Genomic DNA, 23,734 nt, shown 5'->3' on the forward strand with positions numbered 1-23,734 from the left:
ATAGTTTTTTGCTATTGGTAGTCTGTTAAAAGAATTGCCTGGGGTTGAACTTTTTCCTGCCTTCCTTTATTTCCGAAGAACGTTTTTTCGATTCCAGTCTTTTCTCCTTTGCCTTGCGTGAAGGCCTGGTAGCTATCCTAAGCTTTTTCTTTTTCAACGCCCCTGCTATTAACTCGTTGATCTTATTGATCACATCCTGTTTATTATCCAGTTGTGTTCTAAAGGTTTGCGATTTTACCACTAATACCTGTTCTGAGTTGACCCTGTTTGCTAGTTTGTGCAAGAGCAGCTCTTTTTGCCCCTGTGTAAACAAGGACGAAGCACCGATGTCAAAATAACCAATCACCGCGGTTTCTACCTTATTCACGTTTTGGCCGCCTTTGCCTCCACTGCGTGTTGTCTGGAATTTGAGCTCCTGGGAAATATCTATCATAAATTACCTATGACTGCAAAAATCGTGTATCAAGCTTTTAACTTCGTAATTTTTATGCGCGCTGTTATTCAAAGAGTTTCTTACGCAAGGGTCACGGTTGATAACCAGGTAACCGGTAGCATTGGTAATGGACTGCTGGTTTTATTAGGTATTGAAGATGGTGATAATAATGATGATATTATTTGGTTGAGTAATAAGATTGTGAACTTAAGAGTGTTTAATGATGAAAATGGTGTTATGAACAAATCTGTTTTAGAAATGAATGGTGGAATATTACTTATCAGCCAGTTCACGCTTCACGCTTCCACAAAAAAGGGCAACAGGCCAAGTTATATTAAAGCAAGTAAGCCATCTATTGCCATACCCCTGTACGAGCAAATGGGAATGCAGTTGGAAGCAGACTTTGGAAAGCACATTGAAAGGGGCATTTTTGGCGCCGATATGAAAGTGGAACTATTAAATGATGGTCCTGTTACCATAATTATCGATTCAAAAAATAGGGAATAACAAGCAAATGGATGAAAAAAGAGATATAAAGGATCGTGCGGACCTGTTAGAACTTCTTGAATCTTTTTATAGCAATGCATTCAAAGATGAACTAATTGGGAGGTTTTTTACTGAGGTTGTTCCACTTGACCTGGCAACACACATACCCATAATTGCTGATTTCTGGGAGTCGGTTATTTTTGGGGTGCATGCTTACCGTAAAAATGTAATGGAAGTTCACCAGCACATACATTCCTTATCCGCCATAAAAAAAGAGCACCTGGATAGGTGGGTATTATTGTTCAATCAAAATATAGATGAGCATTTCGCAGGCAATAAAGCTACCCTGATGAAGCAAAGAGCAACATCAATTGCTACATTAATGGATATCAAACTCAACCACAAAGGCTTGCATTGATAATAACCAATTATAGACCTTCTTCATTCTGATCATAATATTAACAGATATGGATTCAAACCTCACATTAAAAGAAGCCCAACAAAAAGTTGATGACTGGATCAAAACTACCGGGGTTCGCTATTTCAGCGAATTAACAAACATGGCAATTCTTACAGAGGAAGTAGGCGAGGTGGCTCGTTTGATGAGTCGTATGTATGGAGATCAGTCATTTAAAGATAGTGACCGGCATAAAGAACTTCCTGATGAACTGGCTGATGTGCTCTGGGTATTGATTTGTATTGCCAATCAAACAGGCGTAGACCTGGCAGAAGCCCTTATAAAGAATTTTGATAAGAAGAATAACAGGGATGCGCAAAGGCACAGGGAAAATGATAAACTATCCAGTTAAATAGTGCAAACAGTTACATTGATATAACCTGCGTATAACCCTGGGCAGAAAATACCTTGGCGACAATTTTGTAGAGCATATGCAAAAGGTATTGTATGAAGAAATTCTCTATGGGGTTGGTATGGTCATCTTTAAAGCATTCATTCAAAGGTTTTTCAGAAGATAAGATTACCAAGCTCAGCGCTTCATTGGCTTATTATACCGTTTTTTCATTAGGACCTCTAATGATTGTTATCATTTTTCTATGCAGTATATTTTTGGGACGTGAAGCTGTTGAAGGTTCTATAAATAACCAGTTACAAAGTTTTATTGGCAGTGATGCCGCAAAGCAAATACAGGAGATCATTAAAAATGCTTCAATAAGTGGTAAGGGTGGAATAGCTGCTGTTATTGGTGTGATTACCTTATTAATTGGTGCTACAACAGTTTTTGGGGAAATACAGGATTCCATCAATGGTATATGGGGCCTGAAAGCTTCCCCAAAGGCGGGCATGTTAAAATTGATATTAAGCCGCGTATTATCTTTTGGATTGATCACTACACTGGGTTTTCTACTTTTAGTATCCTTAGCTGTAACAGCCGTGGTAGAAGGCCTCGGTGCCCGTTTAAAAGATGCATTTCCTGATATTGCAGTGATTGTATTTTATGTGATTAACCTGCTGCTAACACTAGGGGTAACAACGTTACTCTTTACTATTATATTTAAAGTATTACCTGACGTAAAGATCAAATGGAAGGCTATCTGGCCGGGTGCTATAGCCACAAGCCTGCTTTTTATGATTGGCAAATTTGCCATATCCTTTTACGTTAGTAAAAGCAATATAGGAAGCACATATGGTGCTGCGGGTTCACTGGTAATTTTATTAGTGTGGATCTATTATTCTTCCATCATATTGTACTTCGGTGCTGAGTTTACAAAGAGTTATGCATTTCAAAAGGGTGTGCCTGTATCGCCAACTGAATATGCAAAATGGGATAAAGAGCCTGTTGTACCGGGATCTAAAGTTAAAGACAAGCCTCCTGTTCCATCAGAACATACAAAGCGAAAGCAATTACCCAATAAGGCACCACACCTTGGCTATGCAACAGCCAAAAACACGTCACAAACAAAAGAGGAAAGCCCTGGTGTTGGAGCCATGTTATTAGGATTGGCTTTGTATGTTTTTAATACATCCAAAAAAAATTAAGACTGATTTGTGTGTAAAGGGAATGGATGAACATAGTGGCGGTCTTTTTGTAGCTTACACTAAAAAAGGATGAGCAAAAAGTTGACCTTAAAAGGAATATGGCAATTAATATCAGAATCTTTTATCGGCTTTAGTAATGATAAAATATTTAAACTGAGTGGGGCATTAGCCTATTTTACGATATTCTCTATTGGACCTATGCTCATTGTCATCATTTTTTTTGCTGATCTCTTTTATGGACGAGAAGCGGTAGAGGGCACTATATATGGCCAGTTAAGAGGATTTGTTGGACCGGGGGCTGCTTTGCAAATACAGGATATTATTAAAAATGCCTCGCTAAGCGGTAAGAGCCATGTAACCGCTATTGTAGGTTTTATTACGCTACTTGTAGGCGCTACCAGTGTTTTTTCTGAGATACAGGACTCTATAAATATGATCTGGAATCTGAAGCCTAAACCCAAAAAGGGTTGGCTTAAAATGCTGATCAACAGGCTTATTTCTTTTTCCGTGGTGGTAAGCCTTGGATTTATATTACTGGTATCACTGATAGTGAATGGTCTTATTGAGGGATTAATGAACAGGCTGCAAGCCCATTTTCCTGAAATGGCAGTTACCCTGGTTTACATTATTAACCTGGTTATTACCTTTTCTGTTACCACCATTCTCTTTGCCATAATTTTCCGTGTTCTCCCTGATGCTATTATCAAATGGAAGGATGTCCTTACCGGTGCCATGACTACTGCAATTTTATTTATGCTGGGCAAATTTGCCATCACCTTTTACATAGGTAAAAGTGATATTGGAAGCACGTATGGAGCCGCAGGTTCCTTAGTGGTATTGCTGCTCTGGATATATTATTCAGCTATCATATTATATTTTGGAGCAGAGTTTACAAAGGCTTATGCCTGTAATTATGGTAGCCGCATTCAGCCAGATCAATATGCTGTATGGATAAAACAGGTGGAAGTAGAGGATGGTAAGGGATCATTGAAGCAGCACGAACAACAAATTAAGGAGGAAAACGAAAAAACAGGCGATAATATTACTGTAAAGTAAACTCCTTATACTTATAGCGAATGTGCAGTTCTCAGCCATTCAACTTATTTTTGCCGCCAATATGGCAACAGATAATAACCGTTTTCAGGCAATCATATCCCATTGTAAAGAATATGGCTTCATTTTTCCTTCCTCTGAAATTTATGATGGATTGGGAGCTGTATATGATTATGGACAATGGGGCAGCGAATTGAAAAAGAATATCAAGGACCATTGGTGGAAGAGCATGGTGCAGATGCACGAGAATATTGTGGGTATAGATGCTGCAATTTTTATGCACCCTACCACCTGGAAGGCAAGCGGCCATGTAGATAATTTCAGCGATCCCATGATCGATAATAAGGACAGCAATAAACGTTATCGTGTAGATCATTTAATAGAGGCAAAAGCTGATGAACTGGAAAAGGAAGGACAACAGGAACAGTCTGAAATATTATTAAAGGAAATGGATACGCTTTTGGCTGCCAATGACTTTGATGGTCTGAAGACATTAATTGAAAATAATAAGATCAATTGTAGTGTCAGTAATACGTGCAATTGGACAGATGTGCGTCAGTTCAACCTTATGTTCTCCACTGAGTTTGGAGCGGTATCTTCAGAAGAGGAAGAAAACAAAATATACCTGCGTCCGGAAACTGCACAAGGCATATTCGTAAATTTCCTGAATGTGCAGAAGACAGGTCGTATGAAGATCCCGTTTGGTATTGCACAAATAGGTAAAGCTTTCCGAAACGAAATAGTGGCCAGGCAGTTCATTTTCCGCATGCGCGAATTTGAGCAAATGGAAATGCAGTTTTTTATCCGGCCTGGCACACAAAAGCAATGGTACGAACACTGGAAAGCCGAGCGTATGAAATGGCATTTAGGACTGGGGATCCCTGCAGAAAAGTACAGGTTTCATGACCATGTAAAGTTGGCTCACTATGCCGATGCTGCCTGTGATATTGAGTATGATTTTCCCATTGGTTTTAAAGAAGTGGAAGGCATTCATTCCCGTACGGATTTTGACCTGAAAAATCACCAGGAGTACAGCAAAAAAAAGCTCCAGTATTTTGATAACGATATTGACCCGGCAACAGGTAAACCTTTTGGTAATTACATTCCTTATGTAGTCGAAACTTCCATTGGTGTTGACAGAACTGTAATGATGATTTTAAGTGAGGCTTATGAAGAACAGGATCTGAGCACAGATGAAAAGAAGGACAGTCGCGTGGTGTTAAAGTTCCCCGCTCGTTTTGCACCAATAAAACTTGCCATTCTTCCCCTAGTCAAGAAAGATGGCCTGCCTGAAATTGCACGTACCATAATGGAGGATTGTATGGGCCATTTCCGTTGTTTCTATGAAGAAAAAGATACCATTGGTAAAAGATACCGCAGGATGGATGCAATAGGCACACCTTTCTGTGTAACGGTTGATCATCAAAGCAAGGAAGATAATACGGTTACTATTCGTTACAGGGATACCATGCTCCAGGAAAGAATACCCATAGATAAGATCAGGGAAATAGTATTGAAGGCAATTTAGTGCCTTCAATATTTTCAACCCTTTCCAGTCATTTTATATACTGTGATACCTGCAATTTCTTTGATAAGATTTTCCCATTTATTTAAGGCAAGGGAAGAAGGCAATACATAATCTTCAATAAAATTGTTGCCTATATTCTTCGAGTCAAAGTCGCAGGGATAAGGTATTACATTAATGTTTTGCTTTTCAAAAACGAGTTTTGCCCTGGGTAAATGCATAGCTGAAGAAATGAGTAAAAAGGGTCCTTTTAATCCTTCAGCATCAATAATAACTTTTGAGTTGACAGCATTTTCAAGGGTATTCCTGGAAGTGCTGTCAGTGAGGATCTTTTCCGCTGGTATGCCCAATGTTACCAGGTTTTCTTTAATAAAATTGGCTTCCTTAAAATTGTGTTTGGTGATGTAACCATTGCCAGCAGCCACGATGATCTGGTCTATATTTCCTTTTTTATACAGCAAGGCAGTTTGAATAAATCGATCGCTTGCTGCATTGAAATACCCCTTGTCATCCTTTTTATTGTAAGATATAAATCCACCCAGTAAAATACCTACACTATAGCGGGTGTTAGGTGCAGGTATAAACGCTTTTTCCTGGTAATAATTCAATACCTCTCTTATAATAAATGGATTGGTAAAAAAGACCATCAAGAGAACCGCTATCCTCAAAAGGTTTTGTTTGCGTTTGACATTGGATTGAAATAATGCAAATACGAACAAGGTTACTATCCATACTATTGGCCGCAGAAAAAATAGAAGAACCTTTAATAAAACAAACATAGCCAGGCTAAGATTATTACAGCAATAAATACAATGAAAAGGAGTAAATTATATTACTAGTATAGTTGTTAGTGATGTTAGCAGTTTATTGTTTATCCATACAGCTCCAGGTGAATGCTTTTTTTATCGTATCCAAGGTTTTGAATGCGTAGTTTGGCCTCGTCTACCATGTTTTTCCAACCACACAAATAAAAGCCTGCCTCCTTTACTGAATGGTCAGTCCTTTTCTCATTAACCAGGTTTTCATAAACAGCATGAACATAACCACAACAACCTTCCCATTGATCCCTTGAAAGTGTGGGGATGTAATGAAAACCCTCTATTTCCATTTCAAGTCTTTTCATTTCATCCATATACAGCAGGTCATCTCTTTTTCTTGTACCGAAAATGAGGTAAATATCTTTGTGCGGAATTTTATGTTCCTGTATATAATGGATCATGCTGCGAAAAGGGGCAATGCCAGTTCCTGTGCAAATAAAATAAAGGTCCTTGTCAATTGGCTTAGGTAGCGTAAATACCCCTTGCGGTCCACGAAGTATTAATTCCAGGCCAACTTTCCCTTCCTGGAATAAATAAGATGTGCCTTTTCCCCCTTCGAGTAAAACAATCAACAATTCTATCACATTTGTCCCATCTGGCCAGGAGGCAATAGAGTAACTTCTCCATCTTTTATTAGGTTTTTCATGTATCGGCAGATCAATAGTTACAAATTGACCAGGTTCAAAATCAAAAGATGCTACCTCCGGGATCTGTATCCAGAAACGCCTTGTATTTGGGGTTTCATTCTCTATACGTGTGATAATACCTTTCCTCCATGGGGGAGCTGCCATATTCGTGTTTTAACAATTCAGAAATACCTGCAGATCAAAAATAGCGTTTATAAGTTATCCACAATTTTTCGCGATTGGCACAGAAGTTGAAAAATAAATCCTTAGAAAAACGATAATTAAAAACTCAAGATATTTAGTCGGACGGTTTAGGTTAAAGGCCGGTATTCTTACCGGCCTTATTTTTATTGTAATACTATAGGATCAATCAGCTTGATCTTGTCCTGAACAGCATAATAGAATTTCCCTCCATACTTATATACCAGCACCACCTCATTGGTTGCAGCCTTTGCTTTAGCCTTTGGAAAGTTTTTCCCATTAACAGCAACAGCAGGGTCAAGCTTTATTACTTTATTTTTTGTTTGAGGTACCAGGGTAATGGTTTTGGTATATTGAGGCAATTCCCCTGTCGAAAATTCTACAGGCGTGGAATTAACATCAGTTGTTTTGATGCCATGTCTTTCGCCTTTTAACCAGAGTTCCACAGGGTATATCCTTAATTTTTTAGGTCCTTCCAGGTAAAAAAGGTAACTGTATTTGGTTTTTGGTTTGATCATGGTCTGGCTGCCATTTTCCTGCGTAGATATCTTCGGCATAACGCCACCTGTTACCGGTCTTGCATATGCATATAGTTTTACATCATACCGGCTCTGCGCAAATAGTTTTGTAGATAATAAAACAGAAAGAGCTATAAGTATCAAAAAGTATTTCATAAACCTATTGTTTGTTCGGGGTTATGGTAAATTATACCATTTGAAGCAATTTACAGGTGAATGTTTGATACCCGTTTCTTCTTTAACGCTTAATTAATTTTTGTACATACCGGTGCCTGCCATCATTGGTATTCAGCATTAGATAATAAACTCCTTTTGAAAACCTGCTCAGATCTATATCTCCGTTGGTATAAGCGCTTTCCCTGGAGATCATCATTTGACCACCGCTGTTATGCACCTGTATGGTCATTTTTTTAATAGTCGCAATATTTCCAACCTGGTAATAAACATGGTCAGTAGTAATAGTAGGGAATACCTTAGTTATGAAACCGGTATCATTGTTCACGGGATCGAAGCCAGTACCCACATCCCCGGTGAAGTTTGCCGTACCAAGGTTAGTATAATACATACCATTTCCATGCGTACCCACCACCATCACATTGTCTAATGAACGGTATGCCAGGGATTGAACTACCGCGAAGTTTAAAATATTATCTCCCTCCCGCTGCCAGGTGGGTGGTGTACCTGACAGTAGCCCTGCTTCTATATTGACTGCACTATACAAACCCACTGAAGTGCCCACATAATATTCTGTAACAGGATTATTGCCTGCATCTTTTTTCACCACTATCATACAACTGCGTATAGAAGGAAGTGTTAGATTTCCTTCCGCGTTCTTCCAGGTAGGGCTAGCTGTTTTAGCATTATTGGTCCACCAAATGCCTACAGCGCCATAGTTTGAAACAACAGCTATGATCTCATTATCATTGTTAGGATTGACAGCAATATTCTGTACATTACCTGCCAGTCCTGCTGGCGTAATATCCACCGGAGTTCCTGTGGCCGGGAAATTCCGGGGATCATCTATCCTGAAGATCTTGCCCTGTCTTACATTGGTGGTGGCATCCAGATCGGGTGTGGTGCCTATGTACATGCAATGATTGGAATTGTAAAGTCCCCTGCTAAAAGCCATTGCCCTGATCCTGATATTTCTGCCTCCCGTAGCATTGGCTGCATTGATAGCCTGGGCTACGCCTGTCAATTCTGTCCATCCCGAATTGGTACTTACTGTGGAAGCCTTTGTGGTCCTGAAAAGCCGGTTGAAGTTGACGTAATACAGATCTTCAGTATTATCCGGATCCAGTTTAAAGTTGGTCACAAATTCTCCAAAATCAGATTCAGTCGGAGGATCTGTACTGGAAGTAAGGTTGGCTGGACGTATCTCTGTGCTGCTGTTCAAAGTAGGAAAGGGTGTTCGCCTTAACCTTCCGTTCTGGATGCCATAATAGATGTACTGGGTAGAACCGGTAATATTGGAAAAGCCTACAGAATTTCCATCACCACCGCCTGAAAGGATCCTGTGGTTGTTGCTGTCTGCAACAGGGGTTCCAAACAAACCTGTTTGATCTCTTACAGTGGTGCCGTTATCCTGTGCGCCTCCCGCAAAATTGTTTTTCCCCCTGGTAGGGTCGATGGCTACATAATAATATTGTAATGTCTGGTAATTATTAACAACACTCCAGGTCACACTTGCTGCAGCAATATTAGTGGTCTTGTGAAGTCCGCCGTCGTCTGCAGACAAGCCTTCATTTACATTAGAGGGATTGAATGCAAAATTGTGCATATCAGGATGACTGTTTGGATAAATTGCCGGATTCTGGGTTGTGATATCATCCTGCCTGTACCCACCTATCCAGGAAGAGTTGGATGTACTGGCAAAACCATCTGTAGAACGATAAAGGTTAGTGCCACCAAGTATAACAAAATTAGGGTCGGTGGGTTTTATGGTGATGCACATATCATATCCTTCCTGCACACTATAGGGGTCTACACCAGCAAAATTGCCTCCGGGGAAATCAGGCATATTGGCTGACCGGTTGGTCCAGGAGAAAGTATTGCCGTTTATGTCCAGCCGGAACAGGTCACCTTCGGATTGGCCATTATCGCTAAGCAATCCGTTCTCATATAATACATAGGCAACATTCTGGTTGGAAGGTGCAAGGCTCAGCAGGATTCTCCGTGAATTATAGGTTGTCCCTGAAAGGAAATCATATGCATTACCTCTCCACCCTGGAATGGAATCCACATTCAACGTCTGACCACCTGCAATGTGTGAATAAGTGGCCAGGTCACCGCTATTAGAAACCCAAACACCTCTTAAGCCAACATCCTGGAACCCACCGTTCACTGCCAGGAAGATCCGGCCTGCATTCGTTATCGCCACATCCATCTGTCCATTTTCAGGCGTAGCACCTGTCGTGCCACCAAACACTGCCTGGAACGATGCACCGCCATCTTTTGACCTTATCAACCTTCGGTGGGCCGCAATATATAGATCCCCGTTGACCGGGTTTACTGATAGCTTATGTACAAAGTCAAAAGGATGATCAAACAATTCAAGTGCGGTACCCGATGCGCCATTTCCCGGTATATCAGTAAAGTTTGTCAGGGAAAGTTTTGTCCAGGAAGCGCCATTATTAACGGATTTCCATATGCCCCAACCAAGGTATTGGGTGAGAGCAATGATACCCGTGGAATTACCAATGGGTTCTCCTCCGCCTGCATACCAGATATCCTGGAACCCAGGCCTTGGATCCTGCACAACAGCAGTAACATTATGAATGTCGTTTTCAGGTGAAACCCTTGTCCAGTTGGCACCACCATCTGTAGACCGCATGATGCCTCCACTTACACTTCCCGAAATGATCACCTTATTGGTACTGCCATCATAGCGCAGATCATAAGCCAGTGCCCTGGTTCTTCCTCCTACATTGTTAGGTCCTGCAGCTATGTAATTATTCAGGGCGTCCATTCGGAATTGAATACCAGTAGCTTCCCGAACAGGCAGCCCTTTGGCAAACAACAGTTCCTTTTCATGAATATTTTGAGGTATCAGTCCTGTAATAGGATCTTTCAACATGTCAAATTCATACCTGGCCCTTTCCCCGGCATAAGAAGCTTCCACTTCTTCTTCTCCCATATCCATGATCCCTGCTATTTTAGATTGTTTTGACCTGGGGTGAGGCAGGCAAAGGATAACCAGCAATAGAATTGTCAGAACAGAAATAAGGAAAGTTTTCATTTTTATCATTTATGCGCCCTGGTATAAAATGTCATTCTGGTTTCAAATGTCCGGATCTACATACGTAGGTTTACACCCGATGGTTTCTATAAGGCTTAGCTAAATAAATCATGATGCAATTTTCATGCTTCCTTATAATTTCCCGCCTTGGATAAAATGGAATTATATACACATTTTAATTTTGTTATATGTTTCCCTGTTTCCCTGTAATTTCATGGCGTCTTCATCAGAAAAATTCAGTCATTGTAACTGTAAAACAGCGGGGAGCTATAAAAACTTTCTATAGAGTACTCAATCATTTTCATGGATTGCGAATTAACTATAATGCCTGATTTTTCGGATGAGCTACTTCATTTATGCAAGGCCTTTGTAACGCCTATGTGCCGCCTTTGTGCCGCCTTTGTAACGGCTCTTTAAAAAGGCGGCAAAAAGACGTTATATAAGCAGGTTATTGGTTTTGGATACCAGGTTTATTAGACAGCCAACTGGCCATTTAGACCTTTAAGGTGTTATTTGCAGGCATAGTTAACTGTTGGAAGTATTCCATTTACAGGCATTGAACTGTGTCCTGGCAAATCGGGGAATTGGTTTATAAAAAGAATTCCTTTATAAACTTAAGCTGTTGTTCCGGGTTTGGGGGATAATTGGATATAACAAGTAAATAATAAGATTAAAAAAGGCTGCTTCATATGAAACAGCCTTTTTTATTAGTTCTTTGAGATCTTTTGAACATGCCGGTATTTGCCGTCACTGCTTGTTATTTGCAGTATATAATTGCCTCTCGACAATCGGCCCAATTTAACAGAGCCGTTTTGATAGGCCTGTTGTGCCTGGCTGATCTTTTGCCCGTTCATGCTAAATAGTTCTACAGATATGGTTTTGACGGTATACATATTCCCTGTGTTGAAAAACACTGCATTACTGGAAGAAGTAGGATATACGAGCCTGATAAAATTCTTATCATTGGTTACAGGATCATTAATGCCGGTAATAACATCGTTTCCGAGAACTACAGCATTACCGATGCTTGCCACAAAAGCTCCATTGCCATGTGTGCCCACCAATAAAGTATTGTCCTTTTGCCGGTTGACCAATGAACGAACTATAGCCCGCTTGATCATCCCTGTGCCCTCATTGAACCATTGAGTGCCTGCACCAGCAATAGTTGTGGTACTATACAGCCCTACTGAAGTACCAACATAATATTCAACACCCGTGGTTTTTACCACGATAGCGCAGCTTTGAGAAGATACTGTGCCTAATGCTCCGTCAATTACCTGCCAGGTTGGATTGGCCGATGTCGCATTCCCTGTCCAGAAAATATTATTTACTGTAACAGGTTGTCCGTTTGCATTCACACCATCATAATTCGACACCACTGCAAGAACAGTATCTGGGTTCCTGGGATTAACACTGATACCTGCTATATAACTACCCTGTAACATGGAGGTGGGTGTGATTGAAACCGGTGTGGTTGTAGTACTTGTATTCGGGTTATTCAGGCGATAGATCTTGCCTGCAACGGTGCCAAAATATAGATACTTTGTTCCATTTCTTGATTTGCTGATAGCCATTGCCGAAAACTCTTCGTTGTCTGGAATGGTGTTATTTACACCTGTCATTTGAGTCCACGTGGATGATGTGACAGTAGATGCTGTTTTAGTCCTGTATAATTTGTTTTTGTTGTTGTAATAAAGGTGTTGGGAGGAATCCGGATCATTCACAAATAAGGTCATCCACTGCCCATTATCTTTTTCCCCTGTAGGGGTAATTTCATTTTGCGAATAATCTGTAAGGTCAATAGTATTTCCAGAAATCTGCCATGTCAGGTTGCTCCTGTACAGTGTTCCCTGCACTACCGACATGTACCAATATTGCTTCCATGTATTCCCGGTTTTAAAGAACTGGGTAATTGCTGCAGAAGCACCATCTCCTCCTGACAACTGAATATGGTCAAGCGCAGTGCCGGGGTTAAGATTAATATAAGTGCCATTATCCTGGGCCCCACCAATAATAAAGTCTGCATCTGTATCCGGCTGTATGTTCACAAACTGGTATTGCATGGTTTGAAGGTTGGCGTTCAGTGGCATCCAGGTTACAGTGTCTGACAGGGTGCTGTTGGTGGTTTTATGGATACCGCCATCATCGGCAGTGAACATTACATCATTGCTTCCGGGAGGGAAATATATTCCATGAATATCAGGATGGTGGTCCGGGTAGATGAAATTTCCTGAAGGGAAAAAACCCTTGCCATAACCGCCAATCCTTCTGAATTTCAGTGCAGGATCAGTCTGGGCCAGGTTGACCCGCTCCAGCACTGAACCACCGATAAATAGAATGTTATCGTTGTCAGGCTTCACATTCATTGACATGTTAAAGCCGCTGAACTGTGTAGTATAAGGATCTATTCCTGCTTCATTGTAGTTAGGTTCGTCCGGAACATAGCTGTTTAAATTGGACCAGGCATAAGTGGCTGGATTTCCGGAGGAAACATCAGCCCTGAAAAGATCAGCCTCAGGCTCAGGTACAGCGCCATCAGCAGATTTACCATTCTTATAAAGGATAAATAATTTTGAATTGGTGCCATTGAGGGCCAGCACTAATCTTTCCCATTTGGGGTAGGGCTGCCAACCCGGAATAGAGTCTGTTTGTCCTGAAGCGCCACCTGCTATTCTTTTCCACGATCCCACATCGCCGGTAGTAGATTCCCAAACGCCAGCCAGGCTTCTGTCCGGATTTGCACCAGTAATAGCTGCATATATTTTAGATCCGTTTGAGGCTATAATTACATCGGTTATGCCCCCGGTTGCTGTAGTGGGAGAAGGTCCTTCCAACACAGCCTGCCAGCTTTGACCACCATCAGTAGAACGCATGATGCGCCTGTGCACTGCGGCATAGACATTTCCATTTAAGGGGTTTACTGCTATCCTGTGAACAAGATCAAAGGCATTGTCAAGCTGGTTCTCATTATTGCTACTTACTGTAAATGACAATTTGCTCCAGCTTACTCCATTATTGGTGCTTTTAAATATTCCGAATCCAAAAGTTCCGTTGGACACATCCTGGGAACTGATAGGGTAAAAGGCTTCTCCTGTTCCGCAGTACCAGGTATCCGGGTTGAAAGGGTCCTGGGCAATGGTGGTGGCGCTGCGTATATCGTTTTCGCCAGACACAAAAGTCCAGTTATTACCTCCATCAGTGCTTCTGAATATACCTCCCGTAACACCACCAGTTATCATGATATTAGGATTTCTTTTATCAAAAGCAAGTGTCCTGCTTCTTCCGCCAACATTATTTGGTCCCACACTTTGATAAGTATTTTGCGCCAGGATGGAGCCTCCACGCCATAAGGAACTATTGGCTTCCCTGGAAGGAATGTTTCTTACGGCTTCCAACTCCTGTTCCCTTATGTGTGCGGGTATTTTACCAGTTACAGGATTGCGTAACATCCTGTACTCATGGGCTATTCTTTCCTCTGTAAATTCTTCATTTTCCTCTTCAGAAGGTTGAACACTGGAAAATTTGAACGAAGAGGGAATGACAAAGTTTAATTTGGATGGTTTCGTTGCCGGGCGATATAATAAAAAAGGAGTACAGACTACCAGGAATAAGATAACCCTGGCGGTGGCTAGTTTACAATTCATTTGGATAATCGGTTAATAGAATAATAGTTTTGGCAGAATACAACAGTAGTAAAGTGATTTCATATAAAATCGGTCAGCCATTCTTCCTGGTGTTTATAATGCCATAGCAATATAATGAATTCACGTAAATCAATGTAGCAGATTAACTATCTATTGAGGGATGATGAAGCTGTTAACATTACATTAATCCTTAATCCCTGAATTTAAGTAAGGGGAGTCTATCTTTGCCAATCTTTGGATGTAAGAGGAGTAAAGAGAACATGAGTTTTAGTGAGGTATTGAATAAATATGGCAATTCTTCCAGCCTTTTTCAATTGGCTGACAGGCTTTCTTTTGCCCCAAATGAAAATGGAGGACAAAAGATCTTCTTAAAAAACCTCAGGGGAAGTTCTTCGCAGTTTGTTGCAGCATCCATCTTTTTGCATCCATCATGCAGCCAGTTAAACCATGTTTTTATTTGTAACGATGAAGAGGATGCGGCTTATTTTCATAATACCATCGAAAATCTTACACAGGCACTAAACATACAATACTTTCCATCTTCCTTTAAAAACCGCAAGAATTACAGTCTATTAAATCCTTCGCATGTGATGCTAAGGACAGAAGCCCTTTCCAAATTTTCATCCGGAATAGGTGCACGGGTGGGGGCTTTGGTAACCTATCCGGAAGCATTATTTGAAAAAGTAGTACTGTCGAAAGCTATTTCATCCAATATCATCCATATTAAAACAGGAGATGAACTAGCCCTTGATAATCTTTATGAGAGGCTGGTAAATTATGGTTTTGAAAGAACCGATTTTGTATATGAACCAGGGCAATTTGCAGTAAGGGGTGGTATTTTGGACATATACTCTTTTGGGAATGAAAAACCATATAGAGTTGAATTGTTTGGTAACGATGTTGATTCCATCCGCATTATAGATCCTGAAACACAGTTAAGTGAAAGGAGGCTGTTGCAGGTAAGTATCATTCCCAATGTAGACCTGCAATTTGATAATGAAGAAAAAGTATCCTTGCTTGAATTCTTACCCGAGAATACAGTGATATGGATACAGGATGAAGAATTTCTAAGAGAAAGATTGCTTACATCAGAGGAAGATATCGGATTGTTCCTGAACTCATATGATAGCAAGGCAAAGTCAAAAGAATCCGAGCAGGAAGATAAGATGTTTAAGAAGGAGATCAACCTGAATGAATTCACCACAACTGCGGATTTCTTTTCTGATCTTACTCATAGGCATACAATATATTTTGGGCATGCAGTGCCTGTTAATAGTCAATATGAGATAGAGTTTCACACTACGGAGCAACCTGCTTTCAACCGGCAGTTCGAGTTGTTGATGAAGGACCTGAAAGCCTGGGAAAGTAAAGGATTTGAGCTGAATCTATTTGCAGAAAATCCTAAACAACTGGAGCGGCTCTATACCATTTTTAAGGACCTGAAAGAAGAAATTCCTTTTAATCCAATAGCCACTTCAATACATGAAGGATTTATAGATGAAGACCTGAAGATCGTATGTTACACGGATCACCAGATATTTCAACGGTATCATAAATACAAGGTCAAACAGGCCTATAACAAGAACAAGGCATTGACATTACGTGCCTTGAGAGAGTTGCAGCCAGGGGACTTTGTTACGCACATCGATCATGGGGTAGGGGTATACAGTGGATTGCAAAAAATGGAAATAAATGGTAAGCTGCAGGAAGCAGTAAGGATCATTTATAAAGACAGCGATATCCTGTATGTTAATATTAACTCCCTGCATAAAATAGCCAAGTACACTGGCAAGGAAGGTACTGTTCCCAAGATCAATAAGTTGGGTAGTGATGTATGGAATCGCCTGAAGGAAAAGACAAAGACGAGGGTAAAAGAAATAGCCTTTGATCTGATCAAGCTCTATGCACAGCGAAAGGCACAGGAAGGATTTCAACATGCACCGGACAATTACATGCAAACAGAGCTGGAAGCCTCCTTCATATATGAAGACACCCCGGACCAAAGCAAAGCAACAGCAGATGTAAAAAAGGATATGGAATCTGCTTCGCCGATGGATCGCCTTGTTTGCGGCGATGTGGGTTTTGGTAAAACAGAAATTGCTGTACGTGCAGCCTTCAAAACGGTTTTGGATGGCAAGCAGGCTGCCATACTTGTGCCTACCACTATCCTTGCTTTTCAGCATTATAAAACTTTCAGCGAACGTTTAAAAGATTTTCCAGTTACAGTAGATTATGTAAACAGGTTTAAATCCTCGAAAGAGAAAAAAGAAACCTATAAAAAGCTGGAAGAAGGTAAAGTAGATATCATTGTAGGCACGCATGCTATACTTGGCAAGGAAGTAAAGTTCAAAGACCTGGGTTTACTGATCATTGATGAAGAGCAAAAGTTTGGAGTAGCGCATAAAGAAAAGATAAAAACCCTGAGAACGAATGTTGATGCATTAACACTTACCGCCACGCCTATACCGAGGACCTTGCAATTCAGCCTGATGGGAGCAAGAGACCTTTCCATCATCAATACACCGCCACCTAACAGGCAACCGATACAAACCGAAGTAAGGGTGTTCCAGGAAGATTTTGTGAGGGATGCTATATACTTTGAAACCGAAAGGGGCGGGCAGGTATTTTTTATTCATAACCGCATACAGGGTTTGGCCGAGATGTCGGCTATGATACAGGGATTATGTCCTGATCTTAGTATCGGTTATGCGCATGGACAAATGGAAGGACATGAGCTGGAAGAGCGCATCATGGATTTTATAGATAAGAAATATGACGTGCTGGTATGTACCAATATTGTGGAAAGTGGAGTGGACATACCTAACGTGAATACCATCATAGTAAACAATGCCCATCAATTTGGTCTGAGCGACCTGCACCAGTTGCGCGGCAGGGTGGGAAGAAGTAATAAAAAAGCCTTTTGCTATTTATTGGCACCTCCCATCAGTACATTGCCAACGGATTCGCGCAAGCGCCTGCAAACCCTGGAACAGCATAGTGAATTGGGGAGCGGTTTCCAGATAGCTATGCGTGACCTTGATATAAGGGGCGCGGGAAATATGCTGGGTGGAGAGCAAAGCGGGTTTATGGCAGAAATAGGTTTTGAAATGTATCAAAAGATACTGGACGAAGCCATCAGGGAGCTAAAACGCACTCAATTCAAAGAGCTTTTCAAGGAAGAAATATCCAGGCAGGATGATTTTGTACAGGATTGTACCATCGATACAGACCTGGAGATACTTATTCCAGATGATTACGTAGAAAGTATTGCAGAAAGGCTTTCCCTATACTCCCGCCTGGATAATTGTGAAACAGAGGAAGAACTTGTGGCTATGGAGCAGGAAATGGCAGATAGATTTGGACCACTTCCCCCGCAGGTGCAGGAATTATTTATAACCGTGAGGAGCAGGGAGCTGGCTGTGGAACTGGGCTTTGAGCGCATGATCCTTAAAAATGATGCTCTTAAATGTTATTTTGTTAACAGGCCTGACTCGCCCTATTTTGAATCAGAAACATTCAATTCTATTCTTCAATACCTGCAGACAAGTACCAATAAGGCGAGGTTAAAGCAAGTAGGTAAGCTTTTCATGATTGTTGTAGAACCTGTGAAGGATATGCAGGATGTATTTGGTTTTTTGCAAAGAATGCATGCAGAAGTGATCTCAAAAGAAGCGGCTCAAGTTTAATTTATACCTCGCTTTAACAGTATCCATCCCCAGGCTTTTTCAGCAGTATATTTTTGATTTTTTGGGTATACTATTATTAATAATTTTCATTATTTTTAGTTCCAGAACTGCGATATCCATGAAACTGAACCGACTGCTGGTCCTAAGTACCCTCTTATTGTCATCATTCATTGCGTTTACCCAAAACAATTCCAACAGAATATATTTAAGGAATAGCACTATTACACCAGCTGAGAACATCAGGCAGGGTTATGTGGATTCTTTGAATGCGAGGCTGCCCCGGTCAAATAATAAAGCACTTGTCCTGATCCAGTTCAATAAGCTTCCAACAGAGAACCAGCGAAAAGAGCTTATGTCAAACGGTGTGGAACTTCTTGAATTTCTATCTGGAAATGCATATACAGCCACTATCAATGGAAACATAAATGCTTCAGTATTAAGCAGGGTCAAAGCAAGGTCTGTAATAGAGATTTCACCAGAAGTCAAAATGAGCACTGCATTGGCCAGAGGTCAGATTGCTTCCTGGGCTGTTAAGGCAGCTGGCACTGTAGATGTGTGGGTTAGTTTTCCCGGCTCATTTTCAATAAATGAGGTTGTGGCTGCCTTGAAAGAAAGGAATATTGAGATATTATCTCTAACAAATCAATCATACCGTATAATTGCCTTACGCATTGCTGTGAGCCGCCTGAAGGAATTGTCAACACTGCCATTTATTGATTATGTACAGGCAGCGCCAGCAGAAGATCAGCCCTTAAACTACAATGATCGTACAGCATCAAGGGCAAATGTGTTGAATGCTTCAATAGCTGATGGAGGAAGAGGATTAAATGGTGAGGGCATCGTTGTTGGAATTGGTGACAATGCAGATATACGTTCACATACAGACTTCTCAGGGCGGTTAATCAACCGTGCAGGTGTAACGGCTGCAGCCCATGGCATACATGTGAGCGGAATACTTAGTGGAGCAGGAATCATTAATGAGTTATACAGAGGTTATGCTCCAAAGGCGACTATAGTTAGCCAGGCTTTTTCAGGCATATTGGCAAATGCTGAAACCTATATCAAAGATTATGGTATGGTGATCACTAACAACTCTTATGGCGATATCATTGAGTGTGATTATAATGGTACCTATGATCTTACTTCCCGTATACTTGACCAGATGGCTTTCACTTATCCCAACCTGGAGAATGTCTTTGCTGCAGGTAACAGTGGCGCCTCTTCCTGCTTTCCATATACTACAGGTTACAGAACAGTTTTGGGAGGTTACCAGTCAGCTAAGAATGTTTTGACTGTAGGCGCAACCAATGATTCTGGGGCTATTGCCTCTTTTTCATCCAGGGGACCGGTAAGGGATGGCCGCACCAAACCAGATATAGTTGCTATGGGCCAAAGAGTAATATCTACATGGGCAGGTAATACTTATTCCAGTACTAATGGTACCAGTATGGCAGCTCCAGGAGCTACCGGGTCTTTGGCATTATTGTACCAGCGGTACAGGCAATTGAATAGTGGAGCAGATCCAAAAAATGGATTGATGAAAGCACTGCTTTGCAATGGCGCCGTGGACCGAGGAAATGCCGGACCAGATTATCAATATGGTTTTGGCTGGATCAATGTGTTGAGAAGTATTGAGATGCTGGAAGCCCATCATTATATTATAGGAAACAGTGTACCAGGCATGAGTGATGCACATACAATAGCTGTACCTCCCAACACGGCTGAATTGAAGGTGATGTTATATTGGAATGACCCTGCAGCTTCAGTGATGAGCCGCCAAACGCTTGTCAATGACCTTGATCTCCAGGTGATAGATGCAGCATCATCCACCCAATTGCCAAAATTATTGGATTCAACAGTAGCTAATGTAGGAAACGCAGCCTCGAATGGCGCAGACCACATTAACAATATGGAGCAGGTAGTAATTCATAATCCTGCGGCGGGTAATTACACTGTTAAAGTGATTCCGACGGCTATAGCAGAGAATCCATCACAGGAGTATTTCCTTGTGTATGATCCTATCCCGGTTCAATTAAAACTAACAGCACCCGCAGGCGGACAAGGGCTGGTTCCGGGAGAAACCACCAAGATCAGTTGGGAAGCTTATGGCTATTCTTCGGGTAATGTGACACTCGAATTCTCGGCAGACAACGGGAGTAGCTGGAGTACCATTGCTTCCGGAATAGACATCAATCGCGTTGTTTATACCTGGTCAGTACCTAATATACCCACCAGTAAAGCAGTTGTAAGAATAACTAAAGATGGATCAGGTGAATCTGATATCACTAATCCTTTTGTAATAATTGGACTACCGGTGGTTTCACTGGCACCCGTTCAATGTGAAGATTATATCAATATAAACTGGACAGCTGTTGGCGGCGCTACAGGATATGAAGTGATGAAATTAGAAGGTGATGAAATGAGATCCATTGCATTCTCATCTTCAACATCCTATAGTTTTAACGGACTTTCTAAGGATAGTATTTATTGGGTAACTGTTCGCCCGGTTATAAACGGAAAACCTGGCAGAAGGGCGATTGCCATTTCACGCAAGCCTGATTCTGGAACATGTGCTGGTAACATATCGGATAATGATCTGAAAATAGATGCTGTTATTGGCCCGGTTTCGGGAAGGAAGTTCACAGCTTCAGAGTTGACAGCCTCTTCACCTGTGACCATCAGGATAAAAAACCTTGATGATGCTCCCCAGACAGGATTTGATGTAAAATATTCAATCAATGGGGGCCCATGGATATCTGAAAATATTGCAGCCACCATCAATGGTAATGCTACCTATACTTATACGTTTACTACGAGGGCCGATCTATCAGCACCAGGCTCTTACTCAATTACAACAGTTGTAAAGAACATGGCTGGTGACCCGGTCAGTAAAAATGATACAGCCTTCGCTATAGTTAAGCAATTAGACAATCAGCCCATTGACCTGGGTAATATGTTTACAGACGACCTGGAAGGTGCTGCTTCTAAAGAATACCTGGATACCAGTATTGGATTTGATGGTGCCGACCGTTATGACTTTTTCCCGGGTACTACCGTAGGCAGGGCAAGGACCTTTTTTAATTCAGGCATTGCCTATTCAGGATCTAAAGCAGTGACTATTGATGCTGACCAGGTGTATACACCAGGTAATAAAAATTATTGGATAGGAACATTTAACCTTGGTACGTATGATACATTAACAAGCGATGTCCGACTGGATTTCCAATACCTCAATCATGACCAGTTTCTAAGTATAGATAACGGTGTATGGATCAGAGGTTCTGAAGCAGATCCATGGGTGGCAGCTTATAGCCTTGATGACCAAAATATTGCCGGGCAATATTCAAAGACCTCAAGTATTGAACTGTCAGATATTTTAGCTGCCAATGGACAAAACTTTAGTAAAAGCTTCCAGGTGCGGTGGGGGCAGTACGGACAGCTGCCGGCTACAGACAGGATGTTTGGCAATGGATTTACTTTTGATGATATACGGCTATATAAAGTAGTCAATGATCTTCAAATGAAGAGCATTGATGCTCCATTCTCTTCAAATTGCGGATTAACTAACGCTACTGCTATAAAAGTTACCATTAGAAACAGCGCTACAAATGCTATTGTAAATATTCCTGTTCGTTATCGTGTCAATGGTGGGCCATGGGTTACTGAGGTCATTCCTTCAATTGGAGCAAAGGAAACCCTGCATTATACTTTTGCTGGAACGGCAGATCTTTCTGCATTTAAGTCTTATACCATCCTTGCCATTGTTGACCTGGATAATGATAGTTTTAAAGACAATGATTCCGCTATCTACGTGGTCAGGAATGCACCCGTAATTTCCACATTCCCTTACCTGGAAAATTTTGAAAGCTCAGATGGAAATTGGTATGCAGGCGGCATTAATAGCTCATGGGAATATGGCACACCATTGTCTACAAAAATAAACAGGGCTGCAAGTGGTGCTAAGGCCTGGAAAACAAGATTGCTGGGAAATTATAATGATAATGAGCTTTCTTACTTGTATTCTCCCTGTATCGATGTTACAGGCATGTCAAAACCTACCTTGAGCTTTAGTGTGGCGATGGACATTGAAGATTGTGGTACCAACATTTGTGATGCAGCATGGGTGGAATTCTCTGTCGATGGTATAACCTGGTACAACCTTGGAACCACAGGAAATGCAACCAACTGGTATAATAAGTCCTCGGTACAAGTGTGGAGTACACAAACAGCTTATAAATGGCACGTTGCAACTGCGCCCTTACCTACGGGAGCCAATCGCCTGCGTTTGCGTTTTGTAATGAATTCAGATCCTGGTGTAACTCGTGAAGGTATAGCCATTGATGATATTCATATTTACGATAATACAAAAGGGATATATGATAGCATAACCCTGGCTACACCAATAGTTACTTCTGTGTCAGGAAGCAATTGGATAGATTTTACAGCTGGAGGAAAACTAATTGCTTCTGTTTTACCCTCGGGACAGGATCTTGGCAATACGGCTGCACAGGTGTTTATTGCTAATGGCAAAGCAAGGAATTACAATAACCAATATTATCATAACAGGAATATTACGATAAAACCCGCGAACAGGATTTTAAATGATTCTGCCACCATTCGCTTTTATTTCCTGGACAGTGAAACAGATTCACTGATCAACGCCAATGGTTGCAGCACATGTATTGCTCCTAATTCAGCCTATGAATTAGGTGTTTCAGCCTATAGCGATAAAGACACCTCCTTTGAAAATGGTTCAGTTTCAGACGACCAGCAGGGGACCTGGAATTATATTCCAGCCAATAAACTGGCTTTGGTTCCATTCGATAAAGGCTATTATGCGGAATACAAGGTGAAGGGGTTTTCGGAGTTTTGGTTGAACAATGGAGGTTTTGATAAAACTTCCCCTCTGCCCGTTAAAATGATGGATTTTACAGTTCAGAAAGGAACAGGTGCTGACGTTTTATTAACATGGAAAGTGGGAAGTGAATCAGACGTTTTAAAGTATGTGATAGAAGTAGCAAGGGGGGAAGCTCAAATGCAGGCAGGACAATTTGAAGCGATTGGTTCGGTAGAAAGCCTGGGCAATACTTATCAGCAACGCAGTTATAATTTTAAAGATCTTGAACAACCAAAATCAGGAGTACAGTATTACCGCATCAAAATAATAAACTCTGATGGCAGTTATTTATACTCCTCGGTGAAGTCTATACTGTTTGACCAGGCTGTTCTGTGGAGGGTATATCCCAACCCTTCTAAAGGTCTATTTCAACTTATTTACCAGGTTAATGCGGGTGAACTTTTCGTTGTTTCAGTATTTGATTCCAGGGGCAGGTTAGTTTATACCAATAATGTAACAGGTACAGGTAATATTCAAAAGTTTTCGGTTGATCTTACATCGCCCGCTTTTGCAAAAGGAATTTATTTACTCAGTGTCAAATGGAATGATAAATACCAAACCTTTAAGCTGAATAAATTTTAAGTAGATACTGCTCATAAAAAAAGCTGCCAGG

Annotated in this window: 13 protein-coding genes and 1 pseudogene; 8 read left to right on the forward strand and 6 right to left on the reverse strand. The window is 41.1% G+C overall.

The genetic code is table 11. The features are described 5' to 3' along the window. Positions 1-25 precede the first annotated feature (25 nt). A pseudogene (arfB, locus tag BUA53_RS05020) lies at positions 26-418 on the reverse strand (alternative ribosome rescue aminoacyl-tRNA hydrolase ArfB); the annotation flags it as partial. Positions 419-487: 69 nt separating this feature from the next. On the opposite strand from arfB, the gene dtd reads away from it, so the two are divergent. The 6 genes from dtd (at position 488) to BUA53_RS05050 (ending at position 5,496) form a co-directional block, all read left to right on the forward strand. After that, positions 488-940, forward strand: coding sequence for a D-aminoacyl-tRNA deacylase (gene dtd, locus BUA53_RS05025; protein ID WP_072834156.1), 453 nt, complete (start codon positions 488-490; stop codon positions 938-940). Positions 941-947: 7 nt separating this feature from the next. Then, positions 948-1,337: a group III truncated hemoglobin gene (locus tag BUA53_RS05030; RefSeq protein WP_072834157.1), complete on the forward strand. Its 390-nt coding sequence runs from the start codon at positions 948-950 to the stop codon at positions 1,335-1,337. 49 nt (positions 1,338-1,386) lie between these two features. Continuing rightward, complete coding sequence (locus BUA53_RS05035; RefSeq protein WP_072834158.1) at positions 1,387-1,728, forward strand: nucleotide pyrophosphohydrolase; 342 nt, start codon at positions 1,387-1,389, stop codon at positions 1,726-1,728. Positions 1,729-1,823: 95 nt separating this feature from the next. Beyond that, on the forward strand, positions 1,824-2,915 hold the full coding sequence (locus BUA53_RS05040) for a YihY/virulence factor BrkB family protein (RefSeq protein WP_072834159.1): 1,092 nt from the start codon (positions 1,824-1,826) through the stop codon (positions 2,913-2,915). 69 nt (positions 2,916-2,984) lie between these two features. Continuing rightward, positions 2,985-3,971, forward strand: coding sequence for a YihY/virulence factor BrkB family protein (locus BUA53_RS05045; RefSeq protein WP_072834160.1), 987 nt, complete (start codon positions 2,985-2,987; stop codon positions 3,969-3,971). Positions 3,972-4,032: 61 nt separating this feature from the next. Beyond that, positions 4,033-5,496, forward strand: a complete 1,464-nt coding sequence (locus tag BUA53_RS05050; RefSeq protein WP_072834310.1) for a glycine--tRNA ligase — start codon at positions 4,033-4,035, stop codon at positions 5,494-5,496. A gap of 14 nt (positions 5,497-5,510) precedes the next feature. Here BUA53_RS05050 and BUA53_RS05055 read toward each other — a convergent pair whose 3' ends face one another. The 5 genes from BUA53_RS05055 to BUA53_RS05075 form a co-directional block, all read right to left on the reverse strand. After that, a complete protein-coding gene (locus BUA53_RS05055; RefSeq protein ID WP_175546018.1) occupies positions 5,511-6,161 on the reverse strand; it encodes a YdcF family protein in 651 nt (216 codons plus the stop codon). A 203-nt stretch (positions 6,162-6,364) separates the two neighbouring features. After that, positions 6,365-7,102, reverse strand: coding sequence for a ferredoxin--NADP reductase (locus tag BUA53_RS05060; protein WP_072834162.1), 738 nt, complete (start codon positions 7,100-7,102; stop codon positions 6,365-6,367). Positions 7,103-7,284: 182 nt separating this feature from the next. Then, positions 7,285-7,812 carry a hypothetical protein gene (locus tag BUA53_RS05065; RefSeq protein ID WP_072834163.1) on the reverse strand — a complete coding sequence of 176 codons (528 nt, stop codon included), beginning with the start codon at positions 7,810-7,812 and terminating at the stop codon, positions 7,285-7,287. Between the two features lie 82 nt (positions 7,813-7,894). Further along, on the reverse strand, positions 7,895-10,894 hold the full coding sequence (locus tag BUA53_RS05070; protein ID WP_175546019.1) for a T9SS type A sorting domain-containing protein: 3,000 nt from the start codon (positions 10,892-10,894) through the stop codon (positions 7,895-7,897). Positions 10,895-11,601: 707 nt separating this feature from the next. After that, entirely contained in the window at positions 11,602-14,538 is a 2,937-nt protein-coding gene (locus BUA53_RS05075) for a T9SS type A sorting domain-containing protein (protein WP_072834165.1), read from the reverse strand. A 260-nt stretch (positions 14,539-14,798) separates the two neighbouring features. Here BUA53_RS05075 and mfd point away from each other — a divergent pair, with 260 nt between their 5' ends. Then, positions 14,799-18,224 carry a transcription-repair coupling factor gene (gene mfd, locus BUA53_RS05080; RefSeq protein WP_072834166.1) on the forward strand — a complete coding sequence of 1,142 codons (3,426 nt, stop codon included), beginning with the start codon at positions 14,799-14,801 and terminating at the stop codon, positions 18,222-18,224. A 118-nt stretch (positions 18,225-18,342) separates the two neighbouring features. Beyond that, positions 18,343-23,703 carry a S8 family serine peptidase gene (locus BUA53_RS05085; RefSeq protein ID WP_072834167.1) on the forward strand — a complete coding sequence of 1,787 codons (5,361 nt, stop codon included), beginning with the start codon at positions 18,343-18,345 and terminating at the stop codon, positions 23,701-23,703. Positions 23,704-23,734 lie beyond the last annotated feature (31 nt).

The organism is Flavisolibacter ginsengisoli DSM 18119, from assembly GCF_900129295.1.
Lineage (GTDB): Bacteria > Bacteroidota > Bacteroidia > Chitinophagales > Chitinophagaceae > Flavisolibacter > Flavisolibacter ginsengisoli.

Excerpts from the sequence above, each read along its gene's own strand:
- dtd (WP_072834156.1), top strand. The coding sequence starts at position 488 with ATGCGCGCTGTTATTCAAAGAGTTTCTTACGCAAGGGTCACGGTTGAT.
- BUA53_RS05030 (WP_072834157.1), top strand. The coding sequence starts at position 948 with ATGGATGAAAAAAGAGATATAAAGGATCGTGCGGACCTGTTAGAACTT.
- BUA53_RS05035 (WP_072834158.1), top strand. The coding sequence starts at position 1,387 with ATGGATTCAAACCTCACATTAAAAGAAGCCCAACAAAAAGTTGATGAC.
- BUA53_RS05040 (WP_072834159.1), top strand. The coding sequence starts at position 1,824 with ATGAAGAAATTCTCTATGGGGTTGGTATGGTCATCTTTAAAGCATTCA.
- BUA53_RS05045 (WP_072834160.1), top strand. The coding sequence starts at position 2,985 with ATGAGCAAAAAGTTGACCTTAAAAGGAATATGGCAATTAATATCAGAA.
- BUA53_RS05050 (WP_072834310.1), top strand. The coding sequence starts at position 4,033 with ATGGCAACAGATAATAACCGTTTTCAGGCAATCATATCCCATTGTAAA.
- BUA53_RS05060 (WP_072834162.1), bottom strand. The coding sequence starts at position 7,102 with ATGGCAGCTCCCCCATGGAGGAAAGGTATTATCACACGTATAGAGAAT.
- BUA53_RS05065 (WP_072834163.1), bottom strand. The coding sequence starts at position 7,812 with ATGAAATACTTTTTGATACTTATAGCTCTTTCTGTTTTATTATCTACA.
- BUA53_RS05070 (WP_175546019.1), bottom strand. The coding sequence starts at position 10,894 with ATGAAAACTTTCCTTATTTCTGTTCTGACAATTCTATTGCTGGTTATC.
- BUA53_RS05075 (WP_072834165.1), bottom strand. The coding sequence starts at position 14,538 with ATGAATTGTAAACTAGCCACCGCCAGGGTTATCTTATTCCTGGTAGTC.
- mfd (WP_072834166.1), top strand. The coding sequence starts at position 14,799 with ATGAGTTTTAGTGAGGTATTGAATAAATATGGCAATTCTTCCAGCCTT.
- BUA53_RS05085 (WP_072834167.1), top strand. The coding sequence starts at position 18,343 with ATGAAACTGAACCGACTGCTGGTCCTAAGTACCCTCTTATTGTCATCA.